Source organism: Streptomyces sp. NPDC004539, from assembly GCF_040610055.1.
Classification (GTDB): Bacteria; Actinomycetota; Actinomycetes; order Streptomycetales; family Streptomycetaceae; genus Streptomyces.
The window spans coordinates 126475-148993 of sequence record NZ_JBEXLS010000005.1; the positions used below are offsets into that span (position 1 = coordinate 126475).

The window sequence follows — 22519 nt, forward strand, 5'->3', positions numbered from 1 at the left end:
TTTCTGCGCTCGGAGCGTGGGTCCGGTCACCGGTTCGGGTCGTTCGGGCCGCCGGGGAAGGGGGCGTAGTCGGTCCAGAAGCTGTAGAGGAGGGCGCGGGCGCTGCCCTCGACGTAGAGGTCGGCTCCGGCGAGTTCGGTGAGCCAGTGCTTGGGCATCTGCTCGGCGGTCTGCCGGGCGAGGGTGCCGTAGAAGAGCTGCGAGCCGCCCCAGGCGTTGCCGGGTTCGAGGCGGGAGAAGTCGACCCTGCCCTCGATGAAGACCTTGCGGGCCGTGCGGTAGAGGTCGTCGAGGTACTTGCCGTAGGTCTCGATGTCGCGCCGGGTGCCGTAGTGGTGGGCGTGGCCGCCGACGAACGTGCGGAAGTCGTAGCCGAGCACGATGTCGGAGACGGTCATGTAGAGGGGAACGTCCGGTGTGTGGCCGAGCTGGAAGTAGGGCGCGTACCGGGGGGCGATGACGTCGACGAGCATCAGCACCTTCTGCCGGGGCGCGAAGATGAAGAGGTCGCCGGGTGAGTGGAAGTTGCCGTGGTGGTCGAGGACGAGGCGCTCGCCGCCGGTCCTGAGGACGTAGCGGTCGCCCTTGACCGTCTTGGTGGGGACGGGCCGGCGCGGGTCGGCGGCGCGCTTGATGCGCGCGGCGGCCTGTTCGTGGGCGATGTAGACGGGGCTGGTGCCCTTGCGGTTGGCGGTGAGGAAGGTGGCCGCGCCGCCGGTGTGGTCGCCGTGCGAGTGGCTGTAGACGAAGTGGGTCACCGGCAGTTTCGTGACCTCGGCGATGGCGGCCTTGACGAGGGCGCCGTTGGGCGCGTCGACCACGACGACGCCCTCCCCGGTGACGAGGAACATGGAGTTGGAGCCGCCCGCGGTGCGCACGCCGTAGGCTCCGCCGCCGAGGTCGTCGAGGAGGTACCCCTTCGCGGGGTACACCGGCATCTTCGCCGCCGCCGGGAGCGGCAGGTAGGTGGAGGCGTCCAGCGGGTCGAGGACGTAGCCGGGGTGTTCGATGTCCGCGCGGGCGGCGCCGGGGAGGTTTCCGGCGGCTGCGGCCGTGCCCGCGGGGAGCAGTCCGGCGGCCGTGACGCCGCCCGCCACGGCGATGGCCCCTCCGAGCATCTTTCTGCGTGTCAGCTTCTCAGCCATGGGTCTTCCTCCTCGCACACCCCAAGGGTGCACTGCGAATGGTCCGTGTGACGATGATACTCACACGAACTATCTCCGCTCGCAATACTTTCCCGGACGCTGATTGACAACCCGATCCCCCCGCGTTGTCATGAACACATGATCAGCCCCGAGACCGGCCGCCCAGCGCTGCTCGGTACCGCTCGGGCCGAACTCTCCGCAGGCGCCGGGGTGTTGTTCCACGGCCCCGCCGGAATCGGCAAGTCCGTCCTGCTGCACACCCTCGTGGCCGAGGTCCGCGGCGGCACCGTCCTACACTGCGCCCCCGCCGAGGACGACGCGCGACTCCCGTTCGCCGGGCTCCTCGACCTGTTCGCGCGCGTCCCGGACAGCCGGCTGGAGTCGCTGGCGCCGCCGCTGCGGGCGGCGTTGAGGGGGGTGCTGCTGCGGGGCGAGGAGCCCGAGGACGGCCGGGGACGGCTCGCCGTACGGGTCGCCGTGCTCGACGTCGTGCGCGAACTGGCCGCCGAGGGGCCGGTGTCGCTGGTCCTGGACGGGCTCCAGTGGCTCGACCCCGACAGCGCCGGGGTGCTGGCGTTCGTCGCGCGGCGAGCGGACGGCCTCGGTCTGCGCGTCCTCGCCGCCGAACGCGTCGCCGACGGGGAGCGGCCCGAGCGGCTGGAGTGCTGCCCGCCGGGGACCGCCGTCCTGCGCGTCCCGCCGCTCACCCCGGACGAGGTCGCCCGCGTCGTCCGCGCCGGTCTCCCCGCCGACGTGCTGCGCGCGCTCCAGGACACCGCCGCCGGAAACCCGTCGTACGCGCTGGAGTTGCAGCACTCCCCGCTGCTCGGCCCGCTGCCGCACGTCCCCCGCGGGCTGCGCGCCCGGCTGCTGGCCGGCCTCCCGGACACCGCACGCCGCACCCTCCTCGTCGCGAGCGCCGCCGAACACCCCACCCTCACCGTCCTGCGCGCCACCGGCAGCCCCGAGGACGGCCTCACGGACGCCGAACGGCTCGGCGTCGCGACGGCCGGCGCCGACGGGACCGTACGGTTCGCCCATCCCGTGCTGCGGGCCGCCGTCTACACCGACGCCTCGGAGCACGAGCGCCGCCAGGCGCACTCCCTGCTGGCGCGCGCGGTCACCGAACCGGTCGAGCGGGCCCGGCATCTCGCCTACGCGCGGCCGTACGAGGACGAGGACACCGCGCGCACGCTGGTGTCAGCGGCGGAGTACGCGCGCGGGAAGGGCGAACCCGACGCGGCGTTCGCGCTGGCCCGGCTCGCCGCCGACCGCACCCCCGGCGAACGCGACGCCGAGCGGGCCGAACGGCTGCTGCTCGCGGCCGGGTACGCGTGCGACGCGGGCCGGCAGGAGGAAGCCGGCGAGGCCGCCGAGGCGGTGCTCGCCGCGTCGGGGCGCGCACGGCAGCGGGCGCGGGCCCGGGTGGTGCTGCTGCGCAGCGCCGGCCAGGCCCTGGAGGGGACGCACGGCCTGATCGAGGAGGGGCTGCGGGACGCCGCCGGGGACGCGGAGGCCGAAGGCTGGCTGCACCACTGGGCGGCCGTACGGGGGCTGCTGTGCGGGGAGTTGGCGCCGGCGGCCCGGCACGCGCGGCAGGCGGCCGTCCTCGGCGACACGGACACCCGGGTCGGCGCGCTCGCCACGCTGGCGCGGGTGCTGTCGCTGGCCGGCGAGCCGGTCGCGGCAGGCGCGGCGATCGACGAGGCGCTCGCGCTGACGGGCGGTCACGGCAGCGGTCCCGACGGCTGGGGGCTGATCCGGATGCGCGCGATCCTCGCCCTCGACTCCGACCGGGTCGGCGAGGCCCGCGAGCAGGTCGCCGGGCTCCTCGCGGTGATCGGGGAGGTCGCCGGGGTCGAGGAGACGACGGCGACGCTGGTCGCGCTGGCCCGTATCCAGGTGCGGGCCGGCGACTGCCACGGGGCGCGCCTGACCGCCGCCCGCTGCGAGACGGACGTCCGGACCGCCCCGGCGCTGTACGCGCAGGCCCTCGCGGCGACCGTCGGCGGCGGCGTCGACGAGGCCCGCCGGCTCGCCGGGGAGGCGGTCGCCGCCTCGGAGGCCGACGGCGACCGGCTGTTCCTGGTGCGCGCGCTCGCCGTCCTCGGCCAGGCCGAACTCCTCACCGGCGACCCGCGCGGCGCGGCGGCGGCCGTCGAGGCGCTCCAGCGGGTCCGCGAACTCGGCACCGCGATGGGCGCCGCCGACCCGCCGCTGCTGCACTGGTACGGGGACCTCGCCGAGGCACTGGTCGTGCTCGGCGAGTGCGAGGAGGCCGGTGCCGTCCTCGACGAGGCCCGCGCGCGGACGTCGGCCGGGATGCCGGGGAGCGCGCTGGCGGCCCTGGAGCGGGCCGAGGGGCTGCGGGCGGCGGGGCTCGGGCACGCGAAGGAGGGCGTCGTACGGCTGCGGACGGCCGTCGAGCGGCTGCGACGGCTGCCGTTGCCGGTGGACCTGGCGCGGACGCTGATCGCGCTGGGGACCGTCGAGCGGCGGGCCCGGCACAAGAGCGCGGCGCGCGCGGCGCTCGGCGAGGCGCTGGAGACGGCCACCCGGATCGGCGCGGTGCCCCTCGCGGTGCGGGCCGGGGAGGAGCTGGCGCGGCTGGAGTCCGGGGAGCGCGGCGAGAGCCCGGGGCTGACGCCGACGGAGGCGCGGATCGCGGAGCTGGTCGGCGGGGGCGCCACCAACCGGGAGGTCGCCGCGAAGCTGTTCATCAGCGTCAAGACCGTGGAGGGCGCGCTGTCGCGGGTCTACCGCAAGGTCGGGGTGCGGTCGCGGACGGCGCTCGCGCACGCGATGGCGGTCGCCGTGCTGGCGTCCGGCGCCGCCGTGGACGCGCCCGACGACGACCGGGTCGTCGTCCCCGTCGTGACGGCCGGTCAGGCGAGCAGGGCGCACAACCGGCGTTTCGACACACGCCGTTGACGTGACATCGTCCGTTAACACGTGACGCAAGGGTTCCCCCGCTTATGGGGGTGGGGCCGTTCTTCCTACGGTGAAGCCGTTCCGCTTCGGGACACCACCCCCACTCCCCGGAGGACCCGGTGAAGTCACGCCTGAAACTGCTCGGTCTGGTCGCCGTACCCGCTCTCCTGACGGTCGCGGTCCCCGCCGCCCACGCCGCCGACGCCCCGCACACGGCGCGTGCCGCGATCGCCGGTGACGTCCTCAAGGGTCTCGGCCACGACGCAGCCCGCACCGGCCAGGTCGCCGCCGGCAAGCGGATATCCGTGGCCGTGAGCCTGACTCCCAGAGGCGGCACGGCACTCGACACGTTCGTCGCGAAGGTCAGCGACCCGAAGTCGGGCGCGTACGGCCACTACCTGACGAAGGCCCAGTTCGCGGCGCGCTTCGGGCGCAGCGACGCCGAGGTCAAGCAGGTCACCGACTACCTGCGGGCGCAGGGCCTGACGGTCGGCAAGGTGCACGCCGGGAACCTCCTCGTCGACGCGAGCGGTACGGCCGCGCAGCTCCAGAAGGCGTTCGGCACGACGCTCGCGACGTACAAGGACGCGGCGACCGGCCGCGCCTTCTACGCCAACTCGGCGGCGCCGACGCTGCCTTCCGCCATCGCCTCGCTCGTCAGCGACGTCGCCGGGCTCAACAACCGCGTCCAGCTCCACCACCAGGCGGTCTCCCGGACCGTCACCCCGAAGGACGGCCCCGGCGGCGGCTACACCCCGGCGCAGCTCAAGGGCGGCTACAACGTGTCCGGCACGTACACCGGCACCGGGCAGAAGATCGCGCTGCTGGAGTTCGACGGGTTCCAGCAGTCCAACATCACCAAGTACGACAACAACTACAGCCTGGGCTCCCCCACGCCGACCGTGCAGAAGGTCGACGGCGGGTCCGGGGCGCTCGGTGACGGGCAGGTCGAGGTCGAGCTGGACATCGAGGTGCTGCACGCGATCGCCCCCAAGGCGAACGTGACGGTCTTCGAGGGGCCCAACTCGGACGCCGGGGAGGTCGACACGTACCAGGCGATCGTCGACAGCGGCATCCCGACCACCTCGATCAGCTGGGGCGCGGCCGAGTCGGCGCGCACCACGTCCAACATCAACGCGGTGGACGCGGTCTTCAAGGCGGGCGCGGCGCAGGGTCTCGGCTTCTACGCGGCCTCCGGCGACGACGGTTCGGACGACGCGAACGACGGCGGGACGTCCGTGGACTTCCCCGCGAGCGACCCGTACGTCACGGGCGTCGGCGGCACGCGGCTCACCGTCACCTCGGCGAACGCCTTCAGCAAGGAGGTGGCCTGGTCGGGCGGCGGTGGCGGCAAGTCCTCCGTCTTCAAGATCCCGAGCTGGCAGACCGCCGTCCAGAAGAGCGCGGGCGGCGGCTTCCGCCAGGTCCCGGACGTCGCGGCGCACGCCAACCCGACGCCGGGTGTCTCGATCTACTCGCAGGGTTCCTGGTCCTCGGTCGGCGGCACCAGCGCGGCGGCCCCCGAGTGGGCGGCCTTCGCGGCCCTCTACAACCAGCAGGCGTCGGCGGCCGGCAAGGCCAACCTCGGCTTCGCCAACCCCTCCCTGTACGCGGCCAAGGGCACCGGCTTCCACGACGTCACCAGCGGCAGCAACGGCGCCTACTCGGCGGCGACCGGCTGGGACTTCACGACCGGCTGGGGCTCGTACAACGCGGCGACGCTGGCGACGAAGCTGCTCGGCTGAGACCGGCGAGGGCTGACGTCGGCAAAGGCTGACGCCGACGGGGGAGAGAGCGGGGACCGGGTTCACTCCCGGCCCCCGCTCTCGTGCACCGGCAGCCGTGGGGGTGGCTTCCGGGATCGTGGGCTCAGCGCAGCGGCGCCCGACGGGTCGCGAGGCTGAGGAGGTGCTCCAGCGGTCCCCGGCGGAAGAAGCGGGACCAGAGCCCGGCGAACAGGACGGCCCCGGCGATGAACGACAGCAGCAGCGCGGTGGACGCGGACTGCGGCGGCGCGGCCGACTCACCGGGGAGGGCGAGGATGACCAGGATGTGGCCGACGTAGAGGGTCAGCGACATGGTGCCGACGGCGATGACCGGGGCGGCCGGCTTCCGCAGCCACTCCAGGCGTTCCACGGCCAGCGTCGCGCACAGGATCACGGTGATCGCGATGCCGAGGCTGCCGACGAGGTCGAACGTGGAGCCGCTGTGCGGTTCGGCCGCGAGCAGCCCCCACGCGTCGTTCCACAGCCCGCTGCCGACGGGCATGTCGAAGGAGGCCGGCCCCGAGGCCGCCGCCTTCGCGAGGTCCTCGGGGGACGGTCCCCCGCTCATCACGTGCCCCGCGCCGCCGGTCACCCGCAGCAGCAGCCACGAGACCCCGTACCCGAACGCGATCATCGCGGCGCCGGCCGCGGCGAGCCGTTTCCGTACCGTGCCGGAGGCCAGGTCGAGGCGGCCGAGGGTCATGCCGGTGACGACGAACGTCATCCAGGTGACCGCCGGGTAGAGACCGGTGAGGACGAGGTCCAGGACGCCCACGCCGCTCAGGCGGGCGAGGGGGTCGTACGCGTCGATCGTGCGGACGGCCGACTCGGTGAGCAACGCGCGCAGGGCGAAGGCGAGTTGGGGGGTGACGGCCGCGAGGGTGACGGCGATCGCCGCGAGGGTCCTGGCGCGCAGCTTCAGCAGGGGGAGGGCGAGCAGGAAGTACAGGGCGTAGAAGTTGAGGATGCCCGCGCCGCCGAAATCGGTCATGGCGAGGGCGGTGCCGACGACGAGGAGGATCGCGGCGCGGATGACGATGCGGGTTCTGGCCTGCCGGCCGGCCGCGCCGGTCTTCGGCTCGCGGCGGCCGGCGATCAGCATCAGGGAGAACCCGGCGAGGGTGGCGAACAGGGCGGAGGCCCGGCCGCTGGCCAGCTCCAGGAACCAGTCGCCGACTCCGCCGCCGGGGGTGGGGAAGGGGCCGACGTGCACGGCGAACATCCCGAACACGGCCAGGGCTCGGGCGAGGTCCACACCGACCAGCCGTGCCGTCGACGCGGTGGGGCGCGTCGGCGTGGCGGAGTCGGGTGTGTGCGGGGGGTGTAAGGGCGCCTTGCCGGCGCTGTCGATCTCGGTCACCGCTCCAACCTGGCGCGGGTGCCGGGTGGCGGGCCATCCGCCGGTCGGTGGGAGGCACCCCGCCGACCGGCGGGGGCAGGCCGGCGGACGTCAGCCCCTGTCCGCCGTTTCGAGTTTCTCGAAGAAGAACTCGTGCTTGAGGAAGGAGACGTCGTACTCGTGTCCGGCCTGGGGCGGCAGCAGTTGGGACGCCTGGAAGAGGCGCCAGCCGTCGTGGAGGGCGGCGAGTCCGGTGGGGTAGGGGGGTTCGTCGCTGTCGCCGGTCGTGGGGTGGGTGGCGGCGGTGCCGTCGTAGCGGGACCAGCCGACGACCGGGGAGTCCAGAGCGGAGGTCGACAGGTAGAGGACGAGGACGTGCTGTCTCATGCGTGGCTCCTGAGGGCGGGGCGGTTGGTGACGCGGGTGACCCAGTACTCGACGTCGAAGGAGTCGTCGCCGGTCAGGGCCCGCCACAGCAGGACGCGGTTGTAGATCTCCAGGCGGGCCGAAGCCTGCTCGTACCAGGGCAGGTACGCGCCGAGTTCCTCGGTCACCGCCGGGTCGTGGAGGTCGGCGGTGTCCCACAGCCGCACCTGCGGCACGGTCGGGTTGAGGCGGAGCTTGTACATGTACCGCCGGGTCGCGGTGTCGTTGCGCCGGCCGCTGTGCCAGATGCCGTGGTGCACGAGGACGACCGTCCCGGCCGGGCAGGTCAGCCGGGTCTGGCCCCTGAGGTTCTGGACGCGGCCGACGTCCGTCTCGTTGATCCGGCGCAGATGGCTGCCGGGGACGCTGAGGGTGCCGCCCATCTCGGCGGTCACCTCGTGCGGGTAGTACATGAGCTGGATGTCGAAGGCGTCCGGCCGTACGTCGATGATCGCGTCCCCGTGGAGGGGCTGCGCGTGTCCCTCGTGCGGTTCGCGGACGTGGACCGCCTGGTGGTCGAGGGTCGGACCGGGTCCGACCAGGCTCTGTACGGCGCCCGCGACGGCGGGCAGGGCGAGGAGGTCGTGGACGAAGGTGTCCGGGGCGAACGCCTCCGCGAGCGGGGTGCCGTAGGGCACGCCGGGGAGGTCCGTGTCGAGGGCCGCGACGGCGCGTGCGTTGATCCCGGCCGGCACCACGCCGTCCAGCCGCAGGAATCCCTGCGCGACGAAGCGCGCCACCTGGACCGACGTCAGGAGTTGTCTGCTGGTTGACATACGACGAACGTACGGGCGCCCGGGGCCCCGGTCGTGGGCTGGAATCGTCGACTGCTGGTAGTTTTCCGTCCTCGTGGATCATGTGACGCTCCGGCTCGACGAGCCGCCCACCGTCGTCGGCGCCGGGATCGGGGTGCACGGCGTCGCCACCGCCCATGACGTGTTCCGGCTGCCGGGGCTGTGGCAGCTGCACCTCTACCACTACGAGGGCACCCTGTCCCTCGGCCGGTCGGTCCACCCGATCCGTCCCGGCCACGTCAGCCTGGTGCCGCCCGACACCGAGGTGCGTTTCCGCTACCGGGGCAGGTCGGAGCACCTGTACGTCCATCTGCGGCTCCCGGCGGGCGGTACCGCGCGGACGGTGCCCGTGATGCGGGACGCCGGCGCCGAGAGCCCCCGGCTGGCCGATCTGCTGCGGCGCGCGGTGACGGCGGTCCCGACGTCGCCCCAGCAGGCCGCGGCCGAGGTGTGGGCGGCGCTGTGGCGGATCGCGGAGCTGCCGGGGAGCGAGGGGGACGGGCAGGCCCACCCCTTCGTCGCCGCCGCGCGCGCCCATGTCGAGGAGCACCTCGCCGGACCGCTGTCCGTGCCGGACGTCGCCCGCGCCGTGGGGATCTCGCACACCCACCTGACGCGGGTGTTCCGTGCCGAGACCGGCCGTACCGTCGTCGCGTACATCCGCCACCGGCGGCTCCAGCGGGCCCGGCACCTCCTGCTGTCGTCCACCCTGTCGGTGACCGCCGTCGCGGCGGCGGTCGGCATCGCCGATCTCCAGGCGTTCAACAAGGCGTGCCGGCGGGAGCTCGGGGCGAGCCCGCGCGAGATCCGGGCCGGCTCCCCCGGCTCCCTGGCGCCCCGTGGTACCGGGTAGGTACCATGCGGCGTATGCCCTCACTGAACGTGACTTTCACCGACGAGGAGATGGAAGGCGTCCGCGCGGCGGCCTCGGCCGAAGGCAAGAGCCTCAAGCAGTACCTGCACGACCTCGGGGTCCGGGAGATGCGCCGCAAGCAGTTCGTGGCCGGCGCCGCGTCGTGGGCGGACAAGCTGCGCGAGGAGTTCGACCTCGCCTTCCCCGACGAGGTGCCCCCTTCCCAGCGCGGCGACGGGATCGCCGCCGCCTGATGAGCGAGACCCTGTACATCGACGTCTCCTGGCTGCTGGACGTCCAGGAGGCCGCCCTCGGCAGTGACGACGTGTCGGTGACCGACTACTCGGCCCTCGTCGCGGCCGTCGCCCGGCACAGGACGCGGATGCCGACGCTCGCGGCGTCGAACCCCGACGCCGCCTGGCGGGCCGCCGCCCTCCTGCACACCATCGCGCGCCTGGAGCCGCTGCCGCACCGCAACAGCCTCTTCGCGGCGTTCGTCGCGACGCAGTACCTGGACCAGTCCGGTGAGGGCATCAACCCTCCCTACGGAGCCCTGTCCGAGCTGATCCGCAAGTGCCGCGAGACGCGCCTCACCATCTACACCGTCGCGGACGAGCTGCGCTCCTGGCGGATATAGACGCGCGGATATGGACGCTCAGTAGCCGTAGATCATCTTGTAGGCGACCTCCGGCAGGAACTGCCCGGCCGAGGAGCCCGCTCCCACCCCGCAGTTGCCGTCGGACTCGCCCGGCGCCTTGATCCACAGGAGCATCTCGGCGCCGCCGCCCGTCTGCGTGGGCGTGCCGATGCGGCGGCCGGAGGGGTTGCACCACTGGCCGTTGGAGCCGTTGCCGTTGCGGCTGGTGTCGACGACGAACGGCTTCGTGTACCCGTAGCGGGCGCTGAGTTCGCGGTTGACGGCGTTGCCGTAGGTGGTGTTCTCGGCGGTCGTGAAGTAGTTGGAGATGTTGAGCGAGAAGCCGTGCGCCTGCCGCAGTCCGGCGTTGTTCAGGCGCTGGGCCATGGTCGCGGCGTCGGCCCAGCCGGGGTTGCCGGAGTCGAGGTAGACCCAGGCGTTCGGCGCCTGCCGGGCGAACGCGGAGAGCGCCCCGGTCAGCATGTTCTGCCGTTCGGTGATCTGCGCCTGGTTCATGCAGCCGTAGTCCCCGAGCGAGTCCGGTTCGAGGATGACGACGGCCTCCCGGCCGCCGATGCCGCCCGCGAACTGGGAGATCCAGGCCGCGTACGCGGACGGCGAGGAGGCCCCGCCCGCCGAGTGCCCGCCGCAGTAGTCACGGTTGTAGACGTTGTAGGCGACCATGATCGGCAGCTTGCCCGCGCCGGCCGCCGCCCCCGCGTACGCGCCGGCGGCGGTCCCGACGGCCCCGCTCCAGGCACCGAACCAGCGGGCCGTCGGGGTGTTCGCGAGGGACGAGTTGATGGCGGACGCCCGCCCGTCGTTCGGATTGGCGGCGACCCACCGTTTGGCGCTGGAGTCGGGGTCCACGTAGAACCCGTTGGCCTTGACGGCCGGTCCGGCCGCCTGGGTGGAGGGGGCGGCGGCGAGCGCCAGCGGCAGAGCGGCCAGCAGGGTGAGGAGTCGGCGGTGCATGACGGGTACCTCGGCTTTCCGGCGAGGGAGCGCTCCCAGAAGGGAGCGCTCCCCGCCACTCGGTCGGGTCAGGAGGGCGTGCCGCCCATGGTGGTGAGGACGGAGTTGTACGCGGCCTTCTTACCGCCGCCGGAATTGAAGAGGAGGGGGTTCTCGCCGCTGCGCCAGGAGTCGCTGTCGCGGATGCCCCAGACGGTGATCCCGTTGCAGCGGGCGACGTTGAGGCAGGCGCGGACGGCGTTGGCGTAGGCGGTGGTGCCGGCCTGGGCGATGTCGAGTTCGGTGATCTGGACGTCGACGCCGAGGGCAGCGAAGTTCGCCAGGGTGGTCTGGAACGTGGCCGGGGGGCCGCCGGTGCCGAAGTGGGCCTGGAAGCCGACGCAGTCGATCGGCACGCCGCGGGACTTGAAGTCGCGGACCATCCGGTAGACGCCCTGGGTCTTGGCCGCGTTCCAGTCCTCGATGTTGTAGTCGTTGTAGCAGAGCTTGGCGGCGGGATCGGCGCCGCGCGCGGTACGGAACGCGGTCTCGATGAAGCCGTCGCCGAGCCGGTCCTGGAAGACCGAGGACCGGTGCCGGCCGCTGCCGCCGTCCTCGAACGCCTCGTTGACGACGTCCCACGAGTGGATACGGCCCTTGTAGCGGTTCGCGAGCTGCGTGATGTGGTTGTTCATCACGTCGCGGACGGTGTTCGCGTCACCGATCGACTTGACCCAGCCCGGCAGTTGCTGGTGCCACACCATCGTGTGGCCGCGCAGCTTCTGCCCGTGGGAGGACGCCTGGCTCGCGATCCGGTCGCCGGGGCCGAAGTTGAACGAGTTCCGGGACGGTTCGACCGTGTCCCACTTCATCTCGTTCTCGGCGGTGACCTGGTTGAACTCCCGGTTCAGGATGCCGGTGTACGTGCCGTCGCCGAGCCGCCCGGAGGCGACGGCGGTGCCGAAGTACCGGCCGGACTGGGCGGCTTGGGCGCCGAGTGTGGACGCCTTCAGCGCGGGCGCGTCCTGCGGGGCCGCGGTCGCGGCGGTGCCGCCGGCCAGCAGGGTGACCGTGGCCAGGGCGCCCAGGAGGGCGGGGTGTCGTGTGCGGGGATTCATCGTTCTCCTCGAACGGTTGGGGGTCGTGCGGAGAGAGAGGAGCGAATCGACGCGTCGAGCAAACTGGATGATAGAAGGCCCAGAGATCCCGTCAATACGTCTCGCATGATTCGATGTCATGAGCGAAATGTTTCGACGACAGGGACGTTCACATCCGTCGAACGCTGTTGACAGCGCAGGGAGTCTCCCTGAACATCCGTGAGACCCGCGATCCGAAATCGACTCGAAATTTCGAACAATGTGCCGGGTCTTATGTGGGGTGCGCTTCGCTCGCCCGGATCATTCATCCACTGTCTGGTGGGAGTCCCCATGCTCGGACGCCCGCTCCGCCTCCTGGCCGCCGCCGTGCTGACGGCCGCCGCGTCCCTCGTCGCCACGGCCCCCTCCCCCGCGTCGGCCGCCCCCGGCAGCCCGGCGCTCACCCCGCCGCTGGGCTGGAACAGCTGGAACAGCTTCGGCTGCGGCTTCACCGAGGCGCAGGTCCGGCAGGCCGCCGACGCGATGGTGTCGTCCGGCATGCGCGACGCCGGGTACCGGTACGTCGTCGTCGACGACTGCTGGTTCGACCCGCAGCGCGACGCGTCCGGCGCCCTGCGCGCCCACCCCACGAAGTTCCCCGGCGGGATGAAGGCGCTCGGCGACTACCTTCACGGCAAGGGCCTCAAGTTCGGCATCTACCAGGTCCCCGGCGACCGCACCTGCGCCCAGACGACGGGCGCCTTCCCCGGCTCCACCGGCAGCCGGGGCCACGAGGCGCAGGACGCCGCGACGTTCGCGTCCTGGGGCGTCGACTACCTGAAGTACGACTGGTGTTCCTCCAGCGGCACCCGTGACGAACAGGTCGCCCGGTTCACGCTCATGCGCGACGCCCTGCGCGCCACGGGCCGGCCCATCGTCTACAGCGTCAACCCCAACAGCTTCCACGCCATCACCGGCGACACCTACGACTGGGGCCAGGTCGCCGACCTGTGGCGGACCACCGAGGACCTCCTCGACATCTGGCAGAACGGCAACACCAACAGCTACCCGATGGGCGTCGGCAACGTCCTCGACGTCAACGCCCCGCTCGCCGCGCAGTCCGGGCCCGGCCACTGGAACGACCCCGACATGCTCGTCGTCGGCCGCCCCGGACTGACCCTCGCCGAGTCCCGCTCCCACTTCGCCCTGTGGTCGCTGATGGCGGCCCCGCTCATGGCCGGGAACGACATCCGGACGATGTCCGCCGACATCAGCGCCGTCCTGCGCAACCCCCGCCTCCTCGCCGTCAACCAGGACCCGCTGGGCGCGGGCGGACGCCGGGTGCGCGACGACGGTGCCACCGAGGTGTTCGCCAAACCCCTGGCCGACGGGTCGGTGGCCGTCGGTCTGTTCAACCGGGGCGCCACGACCGCGACGATCGCCGCGACGCCGGCTCAGGTCGGCCTGTCCGGCGGGCCGTTCACCCTCACCGACCTGTGGACCGGCGCCGCCTCGAACACGGCGGGACCGATCACGGCGAGCGTCCCCGCGCACGGCGTCGTCGCGTTCCGGGTGACCGGCGGCACCCCGCTCGCCTCGACCGCCGGCCGCCTGCGCCATCCGGCGTCGGCCCGCTGCCTGGGCGTGACCGGCTCCTCCACCGCCGCCGGGGCCGCCACCGCGCTCCGGGGCTGCGAGACGGCCGCCGACCGGCAGTGGACCAGTTGGGCGGGCGGCGAGATCCGGGTCTTCGGCGACAAGTGCCTGGACGCCTACGACCAGGGCACCGCCGACGGCACCCGCGTCATCACCTGGCCCTGCAACGGCCAGGACAACCAGAAGTGGACCACCGCCGCCGACGGCACACTGCGCAACGTCCACGCGGGCAAGTGCCTCGACACCGACCGGGGCGGCACCGGCGAGAACACCGCGCTGGTGCTGTGGACCTGCGACAACCGCGCCGGGCAGCGCTGGACGCGCGGCTGACCGGACCCCGTACCAAGTCCCCACAGAAAAGGGAGAGTTCACCGATGACCAGGACACGCACCGCGTTATGGTCCGCCGTCGTGGCGGCGCTGCTCGTGCTGGGGGCGGGAGGCCCCGCACCGGCCGCCGCACCAGCCGCAGCACCGGCGGCGCCCACCTCCGGCTGCGGCAAGACACCCACGCTGACCAGCGGGACGTACACGATCCAGAGCGGCGGCAAGACCCGCAGCTTCATCCTGAAGGTCCCGGACGGCTACGACCGTAACCGCCCCCACCGGCTGGTCCTCGGCTTCCACTGGCTGGGCGGCACCTCCACCGACGTCTCCACCGGCCGCACGGTCGAGACCGGCACCTGGGCCTACTACGGCCTCCAGCGGCTCGCGGACAACAGCGCGATCTTCGTCGCGCCGCAGGGCCTCAACAACGGGTGGGCCAACTCCGGCGGCGAGGACGTCACCTTCACCGACGACCTGCTGCGGCGCGTCGAGGACGGGCTGTGCGTGGACACCGCCCAGCGCTTCGCCCTCGGCTTCAGCTACGGCGCCGCCATGTCGTACTCGCTGGCCTGCTCCCGCGCCACCGTCTTCCGCGCGGTGGCCGTCCAGAGCGGCGGGCTGCTCAGCGGCTGCAACGGCGGCGGCCAGCCGATCGCCTACTTCGGTGTGCACGGCCTGCGGGACAACGTCCTCGGGATCTCCGGCGGGCGTACCCTGCGCGACCGGTTCGTGCGCAACAACGGCTGCACCGCGCAGAACCCGCCCGAGCCCGCGCAGGGCAGCCTCCAGCACCGCGTCACCACGTACGCGGGCTGCTCGGCCGGACACCCGGTCGCCTGGGCCGCGTTCGACGAGGGGCACATCGCCGCCCCGCAGGACGGCGCCCCCGGCGACAGCGGCTCCCGGACCTGGCTGCCGGCCGAGATCTGGCGCTTCTTCTCCCAGTTCCGGACCGCCTGACCCCGACCGCCGGACCCTGACCGCGTGACCCCGACCTCCCGGGGGAGGAGAGACAGGGCTCTCCTCCCCCGCGCCCGCCCCGGTCATTCGCCCACGACGGCCTCGACGACGAACCGCGCGTCCCGCGAGGACCGGCCGACCGTCAGGGTGTACGCCCCCGGCTCCACCGCCCAGCGCCCCTCGCCCGTGTCCCAGTGCCGCAGCGCCCGCCGGCCGACCGGCACCGTCACCTCGGTCTCCTCCCCCGCCTCCGCCTCGACGACGGCGAACCCGGCGAGCCAGCGGACCGGCCGCTCGACCGCGCTGTCCGGGCGGCTCGCGTACACCTGCACGACCTCCTTCCCGCGCCGCGCACCGCTGTTGCGCACCCGGACCGCGACGGACTCACCGGAGCCGGCCACGTCGGCGCCGAGGTAGTCCCACGTCGTGTAGCCGAGCCCGTGTCCGAACCCGTACAGCGGCCGGACGCCACCGCGATGGCCGACGTACAGCCCCTCCTCGTAGACGAGAACCCCGTCGACCGGGCGCGTGGACGGCAGGCCCTCCTCCGTGGCGGGCCACACCGTGGGCAGCCGGCCCCCGGGTTCCGCCACGCCCAGCAGCACATCGGCGAGTGCGTTGCCGAACTCCTGGCCGGGGAACCAGGCGAGGAGGACGGCGGCCACCTCGTCGGCCCACGGAAGCAGCACCGGGGAGCCGGAGTTGACCACGACGACGGTCCGGGGGTTGACGGCGGCCACCCGGCGGACGAGTTCGTCCTGCTGGCCGGGCAGCGCGAGGCTCTCGCGGTCGAAGCCCTCGCTCTCGACCTCCTCGGTGGTCCCGACGACGACCACGGCGACGTCCGACTCCCGGGCGAGCTCCACGGCCCGCTCGATCTCCTCCTCGTCGTCGCCGTACGGCGTGCGCAGGTTGAGCTGGAAGGAGGTGACCCCGGCACCGGAGCGGTGGCCGCCCGAGCCGACGTCGTGCACGAGGACGACCTCGGTCTCCTCACCGGCCGCGAGGTCGACGTCGTACAGGTGCTGCGGCGGTGTCAGGAACGCCTCGACCAGGTCGGCGCCCTCGGAGACCGCGAGGACCGTGTCGAAGGCCGGCGTGCCACCGACGGAGAGCCGGAAGCGGCCGACCCCGGAGGCGCCGATGCCGTACCGGCCGGGCTCCGCCGCCCGGATCACGGTGTGCACCTCGATGCGGGCGACCCGGTCGGAGGGGATGCCGGGGCCGTAGGAGCCCATCCACAGGTAACCGCCCGTCGCGCGCCGCTCGGTGGCGAGCAGGGTGCCGTCCTCGGCGAGGAAGCGCAGCTCGGCGCCCCCGCCGTCGGGCTGCCTCAGCGACGACGCGCTCGCGGCCGGCACCCGGGTCCCGGACCGCACGCCGACCGCGTGCGCCACTTCGGCGGCGCCGTCGAGAGCCGACCGGATGCCGTCCAGCGGCGAGACCGTGTACGGCGGGTAGACCGTGGCGCTGCCGCCGCCGAGCGTGCGCGCCTGCGCCGCGTTGGGGCCCAGGACGGCGATCCGGCTCAGCCGGCCCGCGTCGAGCGGCAGGACGGCATGTTCGTTGCGGGCGAGGACGAACCCGGCCGCAGCCGTGGCCCGCAGCTCGGCCGCGATGCTGCGGGCGTCGTGGCGGGGGGCCGGCGCGGCGGCGGGCAGTCCGTCCAGCGCGCCGACCCGGGCGGCCAGCCGCAGCAGCCTGCGCGCCTTGTCGTCGACGGTCTCCTCCGCCACCTTCCCCTCCCGTACGGCGGCGACCAGCGCGTCCCCCCAGGGTCCGACGGGTCCCGGCATCAGCAGGTCGAGGGCGGCGTTCGCGGCGGGTATCGTGCTGCGGCCCGCGAACCAGTCGGTCATGACGAGCCCGTCGAAGCCCCACTCCTCGTGGAGGATCTCGCGCAGCAGCGGACTCTCCGTCATGGAGTGGCCGTTGACGCCGTTGTAGGCGGCCATCACCGCCCACGCCCCGCCCTCGGTGACGATCGTCTCGAAGGGGGCGAGGTACAGCTCGCGCAGGGCGCGTTCGCCGATCCTGGCGTCGAGGGTCATGCGCTGGGTCTCGGAGTCGTTGCCGACGAAGTGCTTGACGGTCGCGCCGACGCCGCCGCCCTGGACGCCCCGGACGAAGCCGGTGCCGATGCGGGCGGTGAGCAGGGGGTCCTCGCTGAAGCACTCGAAGTGCCGGCCGCCGTAGGGGGTGCGGTGCAGGTTGACGGTCGGGGCGAGCAGGACGTCGACGCCCTTGCGGCGGGACTCGGCGGCGAGGAGTCCGCCGAGGCGTTCGACGAGCGGCTCGTCCCAGGTCGCGGCGAGCGCGGTGGGCGAGGGGACGTTCGCGGAGGGGCTGCGTTCGTCCCAGAGTTCGCCGCGCACCCCGGCGGGTCCGTCGGAGACGACGAGGCGGCGCAGGCCGACGGCGGGTTCGGGGTGCAGGGACCAGAAGTCGGCGCCGGTCAGGAGGCGGACCTTCTGCTCCAGGGTGAGCGCGGCGAGACGGCGCTCCAGCTCGGCCTCGTCGGGGGTGGCGGGGTTCACGGGTTCTCCTGAGGTGCTGGGGCCGGCCGGTCGTGGCCGTGGTAGGCGAAGCGGTCGAAGGCGACGGTTCCCTCGGTGGCGTACATGCCGATGACGCGGCCGGTGAAGGAGGCGGCGGTCTCGGCGGACACGTACCGGCCGTCGAGGGCGGCGAGTTCGGCGAAGCCGTCCCCCGAGTCGGCGCTGAGACGGACCGTGTCGGGTCCGAGCCCCTCGAAGCCGGTGCCGGTGACGGGTTCGGCCGTCACGCGCAGGACGACCGGTCCCGGCGCGAGCGGCTGCTCCCAGGTCTGGACGACTCCGCCGATCCTGGCGCGGGCGCGCACGAATCCGCCGCCGGCCTCGATGTCGTAGTGGTGGGACTCGTCGACGCGCAGGCTCAGTCCGCCGGTGCCGTGGGTGGTGTCGAGGTGGGCGGTGACCTCGGCGGTGTGGTGCTGCTGGCGGTGGCCGACGAAGCGGGGGCGGGGGTCGTCGAGGGTGGAGCCGTCGGCGTGGACGACGAGGTGTCCGGGGCGTTCGGTGAGGGAGGTCCAGTCGGTGTGGAGGGTGCGCACCGACAGCCAGCGGGGGTCCAGGACGGCCGCGTCGAAGTCGTCCACGAAGCCGGACCCGGCGTCGGGGGCGGACTGTTCGACGGGGCGGGGCACCGGCCAGCCGTCCCGCCAGTCGACCTCGGTCACGAAGGTCTCCCGGCCGAGCGCGGAGAAGGCGCGGGTCAGTCCCCGGGGCCGCATGCCGAGCAGGAGCATGGCCCAGCCGCCGTCGGGGGTGCGGACGAGGTCGCCGTGGCCGGTGTTCTGCACGGGCCGGTCGGTGCTGCGGGCGCTGAGGACGGGGTTGGCGGGGCAGCCCTCGAAGGGTCCGTCGGGGCGGTCGGCGCGGGCGACGCTCACCGCGTGCCCGCGTTCGGTGCCGCCCTCCGCGATGACGAGGTACCAGGTGCCGTCGATGTCGTAGAGGTGCGGGGCCTCCGGGAACATCAGTCCGGTGCCCGACCACAGGGGGCGGGGGGTCTCCAGGGCGTGGCCGGTGTGCGGGTCGATGCGGACCTGGAGGATGCCGAGGTGCTGTCCCGCGTCGGCGCCGTCGAGCTGGAGTCCGGAGTAGGTGACGTAACAGGTGCCGTCGGTGTCCCAGGCGAGGTCGGGGTCGATGCCGGAGACGCCGTGCAGGGGGACGCCGTCGGACCAGGGGCCTTCGGGGCGGTCGGCGGTCAGGAGGATGCTGCCGCGTCCCATCGCGTCGGTGACGACGAGCCAGAAGCGGCCGTCGTGGTGGCGGAGGGTGGGGGCCCAGGCGCCGCCGAGGGTGGGGGTGCCGGCCAGGTCGAGCTGCCCGGGGCGGGTGACGGCGTTCCCGATCTGCCGCCAGTGTGTGAGGTCGCGGCTGTGGAAGAGGGGGATGCCCGGGAGGTACTCGAAACTGGAGCAGGCCAGGTAGTAGTCGTCGCCGGCGCGGGTGACGCTCGGGTCGGGGTGGAAGCCGGGGACGGCCGGGTTGCGCGCGGTCATGCGAGGGGTCCCTGCGCGGCGGCCAGCCGGAGCCGTTCGGCGCGGCGCGCGGCCTGCCGCTGCGGGTCGGGGACGGGGGCGGCGAGCAGGAGGCGGCGGGTGTAGGGGTGGGAGGGGGTGGTGGTGACGGTGGCGGCGTCGCCGGTCTCGACGAGGGTGCCGTGGTGCATGACGGCGACCCGGTGGCTGATGCGGCGGACCACGGACAGGTCGTGGGTGACGAACAGGTAGGCCACGCCGGTGCGTTCCTGGATCTCGACGAGGAGGTCGAGGACGTGGGCCTGGGTGGAGAGGTCGAGGGCGCTGACGGGTTCGTCGCAGACGATGACGCGGGGGTCGCGGCACAGGGCGCGGGCGATGGCGACGCGCTGGCGCTGGCCGCCGGAGAACTCCCGGGGCAGGCGGTGTGCGGCGTCGGCGGGGAGGCGGACCTGGTCGAGGAGGTCGGCGACCCGGCGTTCGGCGTCCGCTCGGGAGACGCCGGTGACGAGGAGGGGTTCGGTGAGGATGGCGCCGACGGTCATCGCCGGGTTGAGGGAGGTGTAGGGGTCCTGGAAGACGACCTGGATGTCGCTGCTGAGGGTGCGGCGCTCCTTCTTGCCGAGTCCGGAGACGGTCCGGCCGGCGTAGCGGATGGTCCCCGAGGTGACGGGGGCGAGTCCGAGGACGGCGCGGCCGAGGGTGGTCTTGCCGGAGCCGGACTCGCCGACCAGCCCGAGGGTCTCGCCCGCCCGGAGGGTGAGGGAGACGCCGTGCAGGGCGCGGAAGGGCTGCGCGCGGCGGGTGCGGCCGGGGTACTCGACGACGACGTCCTCGACGGCGAGCAGCGGCTGTTCACCGGTGTCGGTCGGGGCGTGGGCGGTGCTGGTCATGCCGCTCCCTCCGGTGCGGTGCGCTGGGCGGGGACGGAGGTGAGCGCGGGGCGCGGTTCGGTGCCTTCGAGGGTGGAGTCCAGCAGCATGCGGGTGTAGGCGTGCTGGGGGTCGGCGAAGAGCCGGTCGGCGGGCGCGGACTCGACGATCCTGCCGTCGCGCATGACGGCGACGCGGTCGCAGATGTCGGCGACGACGCCGAAGTCGTGGGTGACGAGGATCATCCCCATCCTCCGTTCGTGCTGGAGGGTCCGGAGCAGGTCGAGGACCTCGGCCTGCACGGTGACGTCGAGGGCGGTGGTGGGTTCGTCGGCGATCAGCAGGTCGGGGTCGCAGGAGACGGCTCCCGCGATGAGGACGCGCTGGGCCATGCCGCCGGAGATCTGGTGGGGGTAGGAGGCGTAGACGCGGGCCGGGTCGGCGATGCCGACCTGTTCGAGGAGGTTCAGCACCTCGGCCCTGGCCGCCTTCGCGGACAGTCCCCGGTGGCGGCGGACCGGTTCGGCGAGCTGGGCGCCGATCCGGAAGGAGGGGTCGAGGTTGGACATCGGCTCCTGCGGGACGTACGCGATCCTGCGGCCCCGGTAGCGGTTCATCGCGGCCCGGTTGAGGCCGGTCAGCTCCTGTCCGTCGAACTCCAGCCGGCCCGCGCCGACCAGCGCGTCCGGCGGCAGCAGGCCGAGGACGGCGAACGCGGTCTGGCTCTTGCCGGAGCCGGACTCCCCGACGAGACCGAGGACCTCGCCCCGGCGGACGCTGAGGGAGACGCCGTCGACGACGGTCTTCTCGCCGCCGGCGGTCGGGTAGGAGACGGTGAGCGCGTCGACCGTGAGGAGCGCGTCGGGGTCGGCGGGGGTGTCCGGGCGCTGCGGCGGACTCACCGCGGAGGACGGGCGTTTCCTGGTCCGGGTGGTGGTGCCGCCGCCGTCGAGGGCGTCGCGCAGGGCGTTGCCGAAGAGTCCGGAGGCGGCGACGGTCACGGTGATCGCGAGGCCGGGCCACAGCAGCAGCACGGGCTTGTTGTAGATGTTCGCGAAGGCATCGTTGAGCATGGCTCCCCAGCTCGCCTCGCTGGCCGAGCCGAGGCCGAGGAACTCCAGGCCGGACTGGATGATGATGCCGAGGCCGAACATGTTGGCGGCCTGGATGATCGTCGGCGCCTGGACGACGGGGAGGATGTGGCGGCGCACGATCCGCGGGTCGGCGAGTCCGGAGACGCGCGCGGCGTCGACGTACAGCTCCTCGCGGACGGAGATCACCGAGGCGCGGATCAGGCGGAACACGCCAGGTGACAGGAGGACGCCGAAGACGGCCATGGCGAGGTAGGTCTGCTGGCCGCTGACGGACATCACGACGAGCAGCAGGATGATCGCGGGGACGGCCATCAGCAGGTTCGCGACCCAGCTGGCGAGCGCGTCGAACCAGCGCCGGTAGTACCCGGCGAGGAGTCCGGCCGGGACGCCGAGCAGGAGCGCGACGCTCACCGCGACGAGCGCGCCGAGCAGGCTGGAGCGTCCCCCGTACAGCAGCCGGGCCAGGACGTCCCGGCCGACGCCGTCCCCGCCGAGGGGGTGGGCGGAGCTCATCGGGGCGAGGGTGTCGTCGAGCGCGGAGCGCACCGGGTCCTGGCTGGTCAGCAGCGGCGCGCAGAGGCTGGCGAGCGCGACGAGCAGGAGGACGGCGAGGCAGGTCACGGCGAGCGGGTCGCGCAGCAGTCGTCTGCCGAGGCCGGCGCGGGGCGGTGTCCCGGCGTCCTGGGGTGGCTGGGTGGGGATCATCCGACACGCACCTTCGGGTTGAGCCATCCGTACGCGAGGTCCATCACGATGTTGACCACGACGACGAGGGCGACCATGACGACGACCAGGCCCATGATCATCGGGGTGTCGCCCTGTGATCCGGCGGTGTTGATCTCGCTGCCGACGCCGGCCAGGCCGAACACCTTCTCCACGACCACGGCGCCGCCGACCAGTCCGATGAACTGGAGGGCGAGGACCGTCAGCGCGGCGGGGGCCGCGTTGCGCAGGGCGTGCCGCAGCAGGAGGCTGCGTTCGCTGATGCCCCGGCTGCGCAGGGTGCGGACGTAGTCGGTGCGCAGGACGTCGACCATGGAGCCGCGGACCTGCTGGGCGGTGGCCGCGATCGCGCCGACCGCGAGGGACACGGAGGGCAGGGTGACCGAGCGCAGCCAGTCGCCGGGCGAGTCGGCGAACGGCACGTAGCCGGTCGCGGGCAGCCAGCCGAGCTTGACCCCGACGACGACGGCGAGCACGAGCGCGACGAGGAAGCTGGGGACGGCGAACCCGAGCACGGCGAGGGACTGCACCAGCCGGTCGAGGGCGCCGGGGCGGACGGCGGCGGCGATGCCGAGGAGCGTGCTCAGGAGCGCCGACAGCAGCAGCGCGCCGAGCACGATGGACAGGGTGACCGGCAGTTTGTTGCCGATCGTGGACGTGACCGTCTCGCCGGTGAACCAGGACCGGCCGAGGTCGCCCTGGACGGCCGCGGTGAGCCAGTCCCAGAAGCGGACGGCGACCGGCTGGTCGAGGCCGAGTTCGGCGGCCTTGGCGGCGACCTGTTCGCGGCTCGCGGTCTCACCCGCGACGGCCCGGGCGGCGTTCGTGCCGTCGAGGCCCATCATCGCGAACGTCAGGGCGGCGATCACGAGGACCAGGGTCAGGCCGGCGGTGACCCGGCGGACCAGGAAGACCAACATGACGTGTTCCTCCGTCT

At 73.3% G+C, this 22519-nt stretch carries 17 protein-coding genes and 1 pseudogene; 7 read left to right on the plus strand and 11 right to left on the minus strand.

The annotated features are described in order from the left end of the window. Positions 1–26 precede the first annotated feature (26 nt). Positions 27–1145 carry an MBL fold metallo-hydrolase gene (locus tag ABZX85_RS12315; protein ID WP_355865676.1) on the minus strand — a complete coding sequence of 373 codons (1119 nt, stop codon included), beginning with the start codon at positions 1143–1145 and terminating at the stop codon, positions 27–29. 138 nt (positions 1146–1283) lie between these two features. On the opposite strand from ABZX85_RS12315, the gene ABZX85_RS12320 reads away from it, so the two are divergent. Together ABZX85_RS12320 and ABZX85_RS12325 are read left to right on the plus strand one after the other, a co-directional pair. Next, the gene (locus ABZX85_RS12320) at positions 1284–4076 is read left to right on the plus strand and encodes an AAA family ATPase (protein WP_355865678.1); all 2793 of its coding nucleotides are present in this window, start codon (positions 1284–1286) and stop codon (positions 4074–4076) included. Between the two features lie 119 nt (positions 4077–4195). Continuing rightward, on the plus strand, positions 4196–5821 hold the full coding sequence (locus ABZX85_RS12325; protein ID WP_355865681.1) for a S53 family peptidase: 1626 nt from the start codon (positions 4196–4198) through the stop codon (positions 5819–5821). 124 nt (positions 5822–5945) lie between these two features. Here the strand turns inward: ABZX85_RS12325 and ABZX85_RS12330 are convergent, their stop codons facing one another. From ABZX85_RS12330 to ABZX85_RS12340, 3 genes are all read right to left on the minus strand, one after another. Beyond that, entirely contained in the window at positions 5946–7202 is a 1257-nt protein-coding gene (locus ABZX85_RS12330; protein WP_355865684.1) for a DUF418 domain-containing protein, read from the minus strand. Positions 7203–7292: 90 nt separating this feature from the next. Continuing rightward, positions 7293–7568 carry a hypothetical protein gene (locus tag ABZX85_RS12335; protein ID WP_355865687.1) on the minus strand — a complete coding sequence of 92 codons (276 nt, stop codon included), beginning with the start codon at positions 7566–7568 and terminating at the stop codon, positions 7293–7295. Next, entirely contained in the window at positions 7565–8383 is an 819-nt protein-coding gene (locus ABZX85_RS12340; RefSeq protein WP_355865690.1) for a phytanoyl-CoA dioxygenase family protein, read from the minus strand. Before ABZX85_RS12340 ends, ABZX85_RS12335 begins: the two co-directional genes overlap by 4 nt. Before the next feature lie 82 nt (positions 8384–8465). Here ABZX85_RS12340 and ABZX85_RS12345 point away from each other — a divergent pair, with 82 nt between their 5' ends. The 3 genes from ABZX85_RS12345 to ABZX85_RS12355 are packed head-to-tail and all read left to right on the plus strand — an operon-like array spanning position 8466 to position 9891. Continuing rightward, positions 8466–9254, plus strand: a complete 789-nt coding sequence (locus ABZX85_RS12345; RefSeq protein WP_355866690.1) for a helix-turn-helix transcriptional regulator — start codon at positions 8466–8468, stop codon at positions 9252–9254. 14 nt (positions 9255–9268) lie between these two features. Beyond that, positions 9269–9508: a hypothetical protein gene (locus ABZX85_RS12350; protein ID WP_355865693.1), complete on the plus strand. Its 240-nt coding sequence runs from the start codon at positions 9269–9271 to the stop codon at positions 9506–9508. After that, positions 9508–9891: a toxin Doc gene (locus ABZX85_RS12355; RefSeq protein ID WP_355865696.1), complete on the plus strand. Its 384-nt coding sequence runs from the start codon at positions 9508–9510 to the stop codon at positions 9889–9891. Before ABZX85_RS12350 ends, ABZX85_RS12355 begins: the two co-directional genes overlap by 1 nt. An 18-nt stretch (positions 9892–9909) precedes the next feature. Here the strand turns inward: ABZX85_RS12355 and ABZX85_RS12360 are convergent, their stop codons facing one another. Both ABZX85_RS12360 and ABZX85_RS12365 read right to left on the minus strand, forming a co-directional pair. After that, positions 9910–10866, minus strand: coding sequence for a glycoside hydrolase family 6 protein (locus tag ABZX85_RS12360; protein WP_355865698.1), 957 nt, complete (start codon positions 10864–10866; stop codon positions 9910–9912). Positions 10867–10940: 74 nt separating this feature from the next. Continuing rightward, positions 10941–11963 (minus strand): annotated as a pseudogene (locus tag ABZX85_RS12365) (endo-1,4-beta-xylanase); the annotation flags it as partial. Positions 11964–12272: 309 nt separating this feature from the next. Between ABZX85_RS12365 and ABZX85_RS12370 the strand changes: the two are divergent. Together ABZX85_RS12370 and ABZX85_RS12375 are read left to right on the plus strand one after the other, a co-directional pair. After that, entirely contained in the window at positions 12273–13907 is a 1635-nt protein-coding gene (locus ABZX85_RS12370; RefSeq protein WP_355865701.1) for a ricin-type beta-trefoil lectin domain protein, read from the plus strand. A gap of 44 nt (positions 13908–13951) precedes the next feature. Then, the gene (locus ABZX85_RS12375; protein WP_355865704.1) at positions 13952–14863 is read left to right on the plus strand and encodes a hydrolase; all 912 of its coding nucleotides are present in this window, start codon (positions 13952–13954) and stop codon (positions 14861–14863) included. A gap of 83 nt (positions 14864–14946) precedes the next feature. Here ABZX85_RS12375 and ABZX85_RS12380 read toward each other — a convergent pair whose 3' ends face one another. From ABZX85_RS12380 to ABZX85_RS12400, 5 genes are read right to left on the minus strand one after another with little or no spacing between them, the layout of a single operon-like run. Further along, positions 14947–17400, minus strand: coding sequence for a glycoside hydrolase family 3 C-terminal domain-containing protein (locus ABZX85_RS12380; RefSeq protein WP_355865707.1), 2454 nt, complete (start codon positions 17398–17400; stop codon positions 14947–14949). Then, complete coding sequence (locus tag ABZX85_RS12385; protein WP_355865709.1) at positions 17397–18914, minus strand: glycoside hydrolase family 43 protein; 1518 nt, start codon at positions 18912–18914, stop codon at positions 17397–17399. The genes ABZX85_RS12380 and ABZX85_RS12385 overlap by 4 nt, the downstream gene beginning before the upstream one ends. Further along, positions 18911–19786 (minus strand): ATP-binding cassette domain-containing protein, encoded by an 876-nt coding sequence (locus ABZX85_RS12390; RefSeq protein ID WP_355865712.1) that lies wholly within the window; start codon positions 19784–19786, stop codon positions 18911–18913. The genes ABZX85_RS12385 and ABZX85_RS12390 overlap by 4 nt, the downstream gene beginning before the upstream one ends. Then, positions 19783–21564: a dipeptide/oligopeptide/nickel ABC transporter permease/ATP-binding protein gene (locus tag ABZX85_RS12395; RefSeq protein WP_355865715.1), complete on the minus strand. Its 1782-nt coding sequence runs from the start codon at positions 21562–21564 to the stop codon at positions 19783–19785. The genes ABZX85_RS12390 and ABZX85_RS12395 overlap by 4 nt, the downstream gene beginning before the upstream one ends. Then, positions 21561–22502: an ABC transporter permease gene (locus ABZX85_RS12400; RefSeq protein ID WP_355865718.1), complete on the minus strand. Its 942-nt coding sequence runs from the start codon at positions 22500–22502 to the stop codon at positions 21561–21563. Before ABZX85_RS12400 ends, ABZX85_RS12395 begins: the two co-directional genes overlap by 4 nt. Positions 22503–22519: the final 17 nt, after the last annotated feature.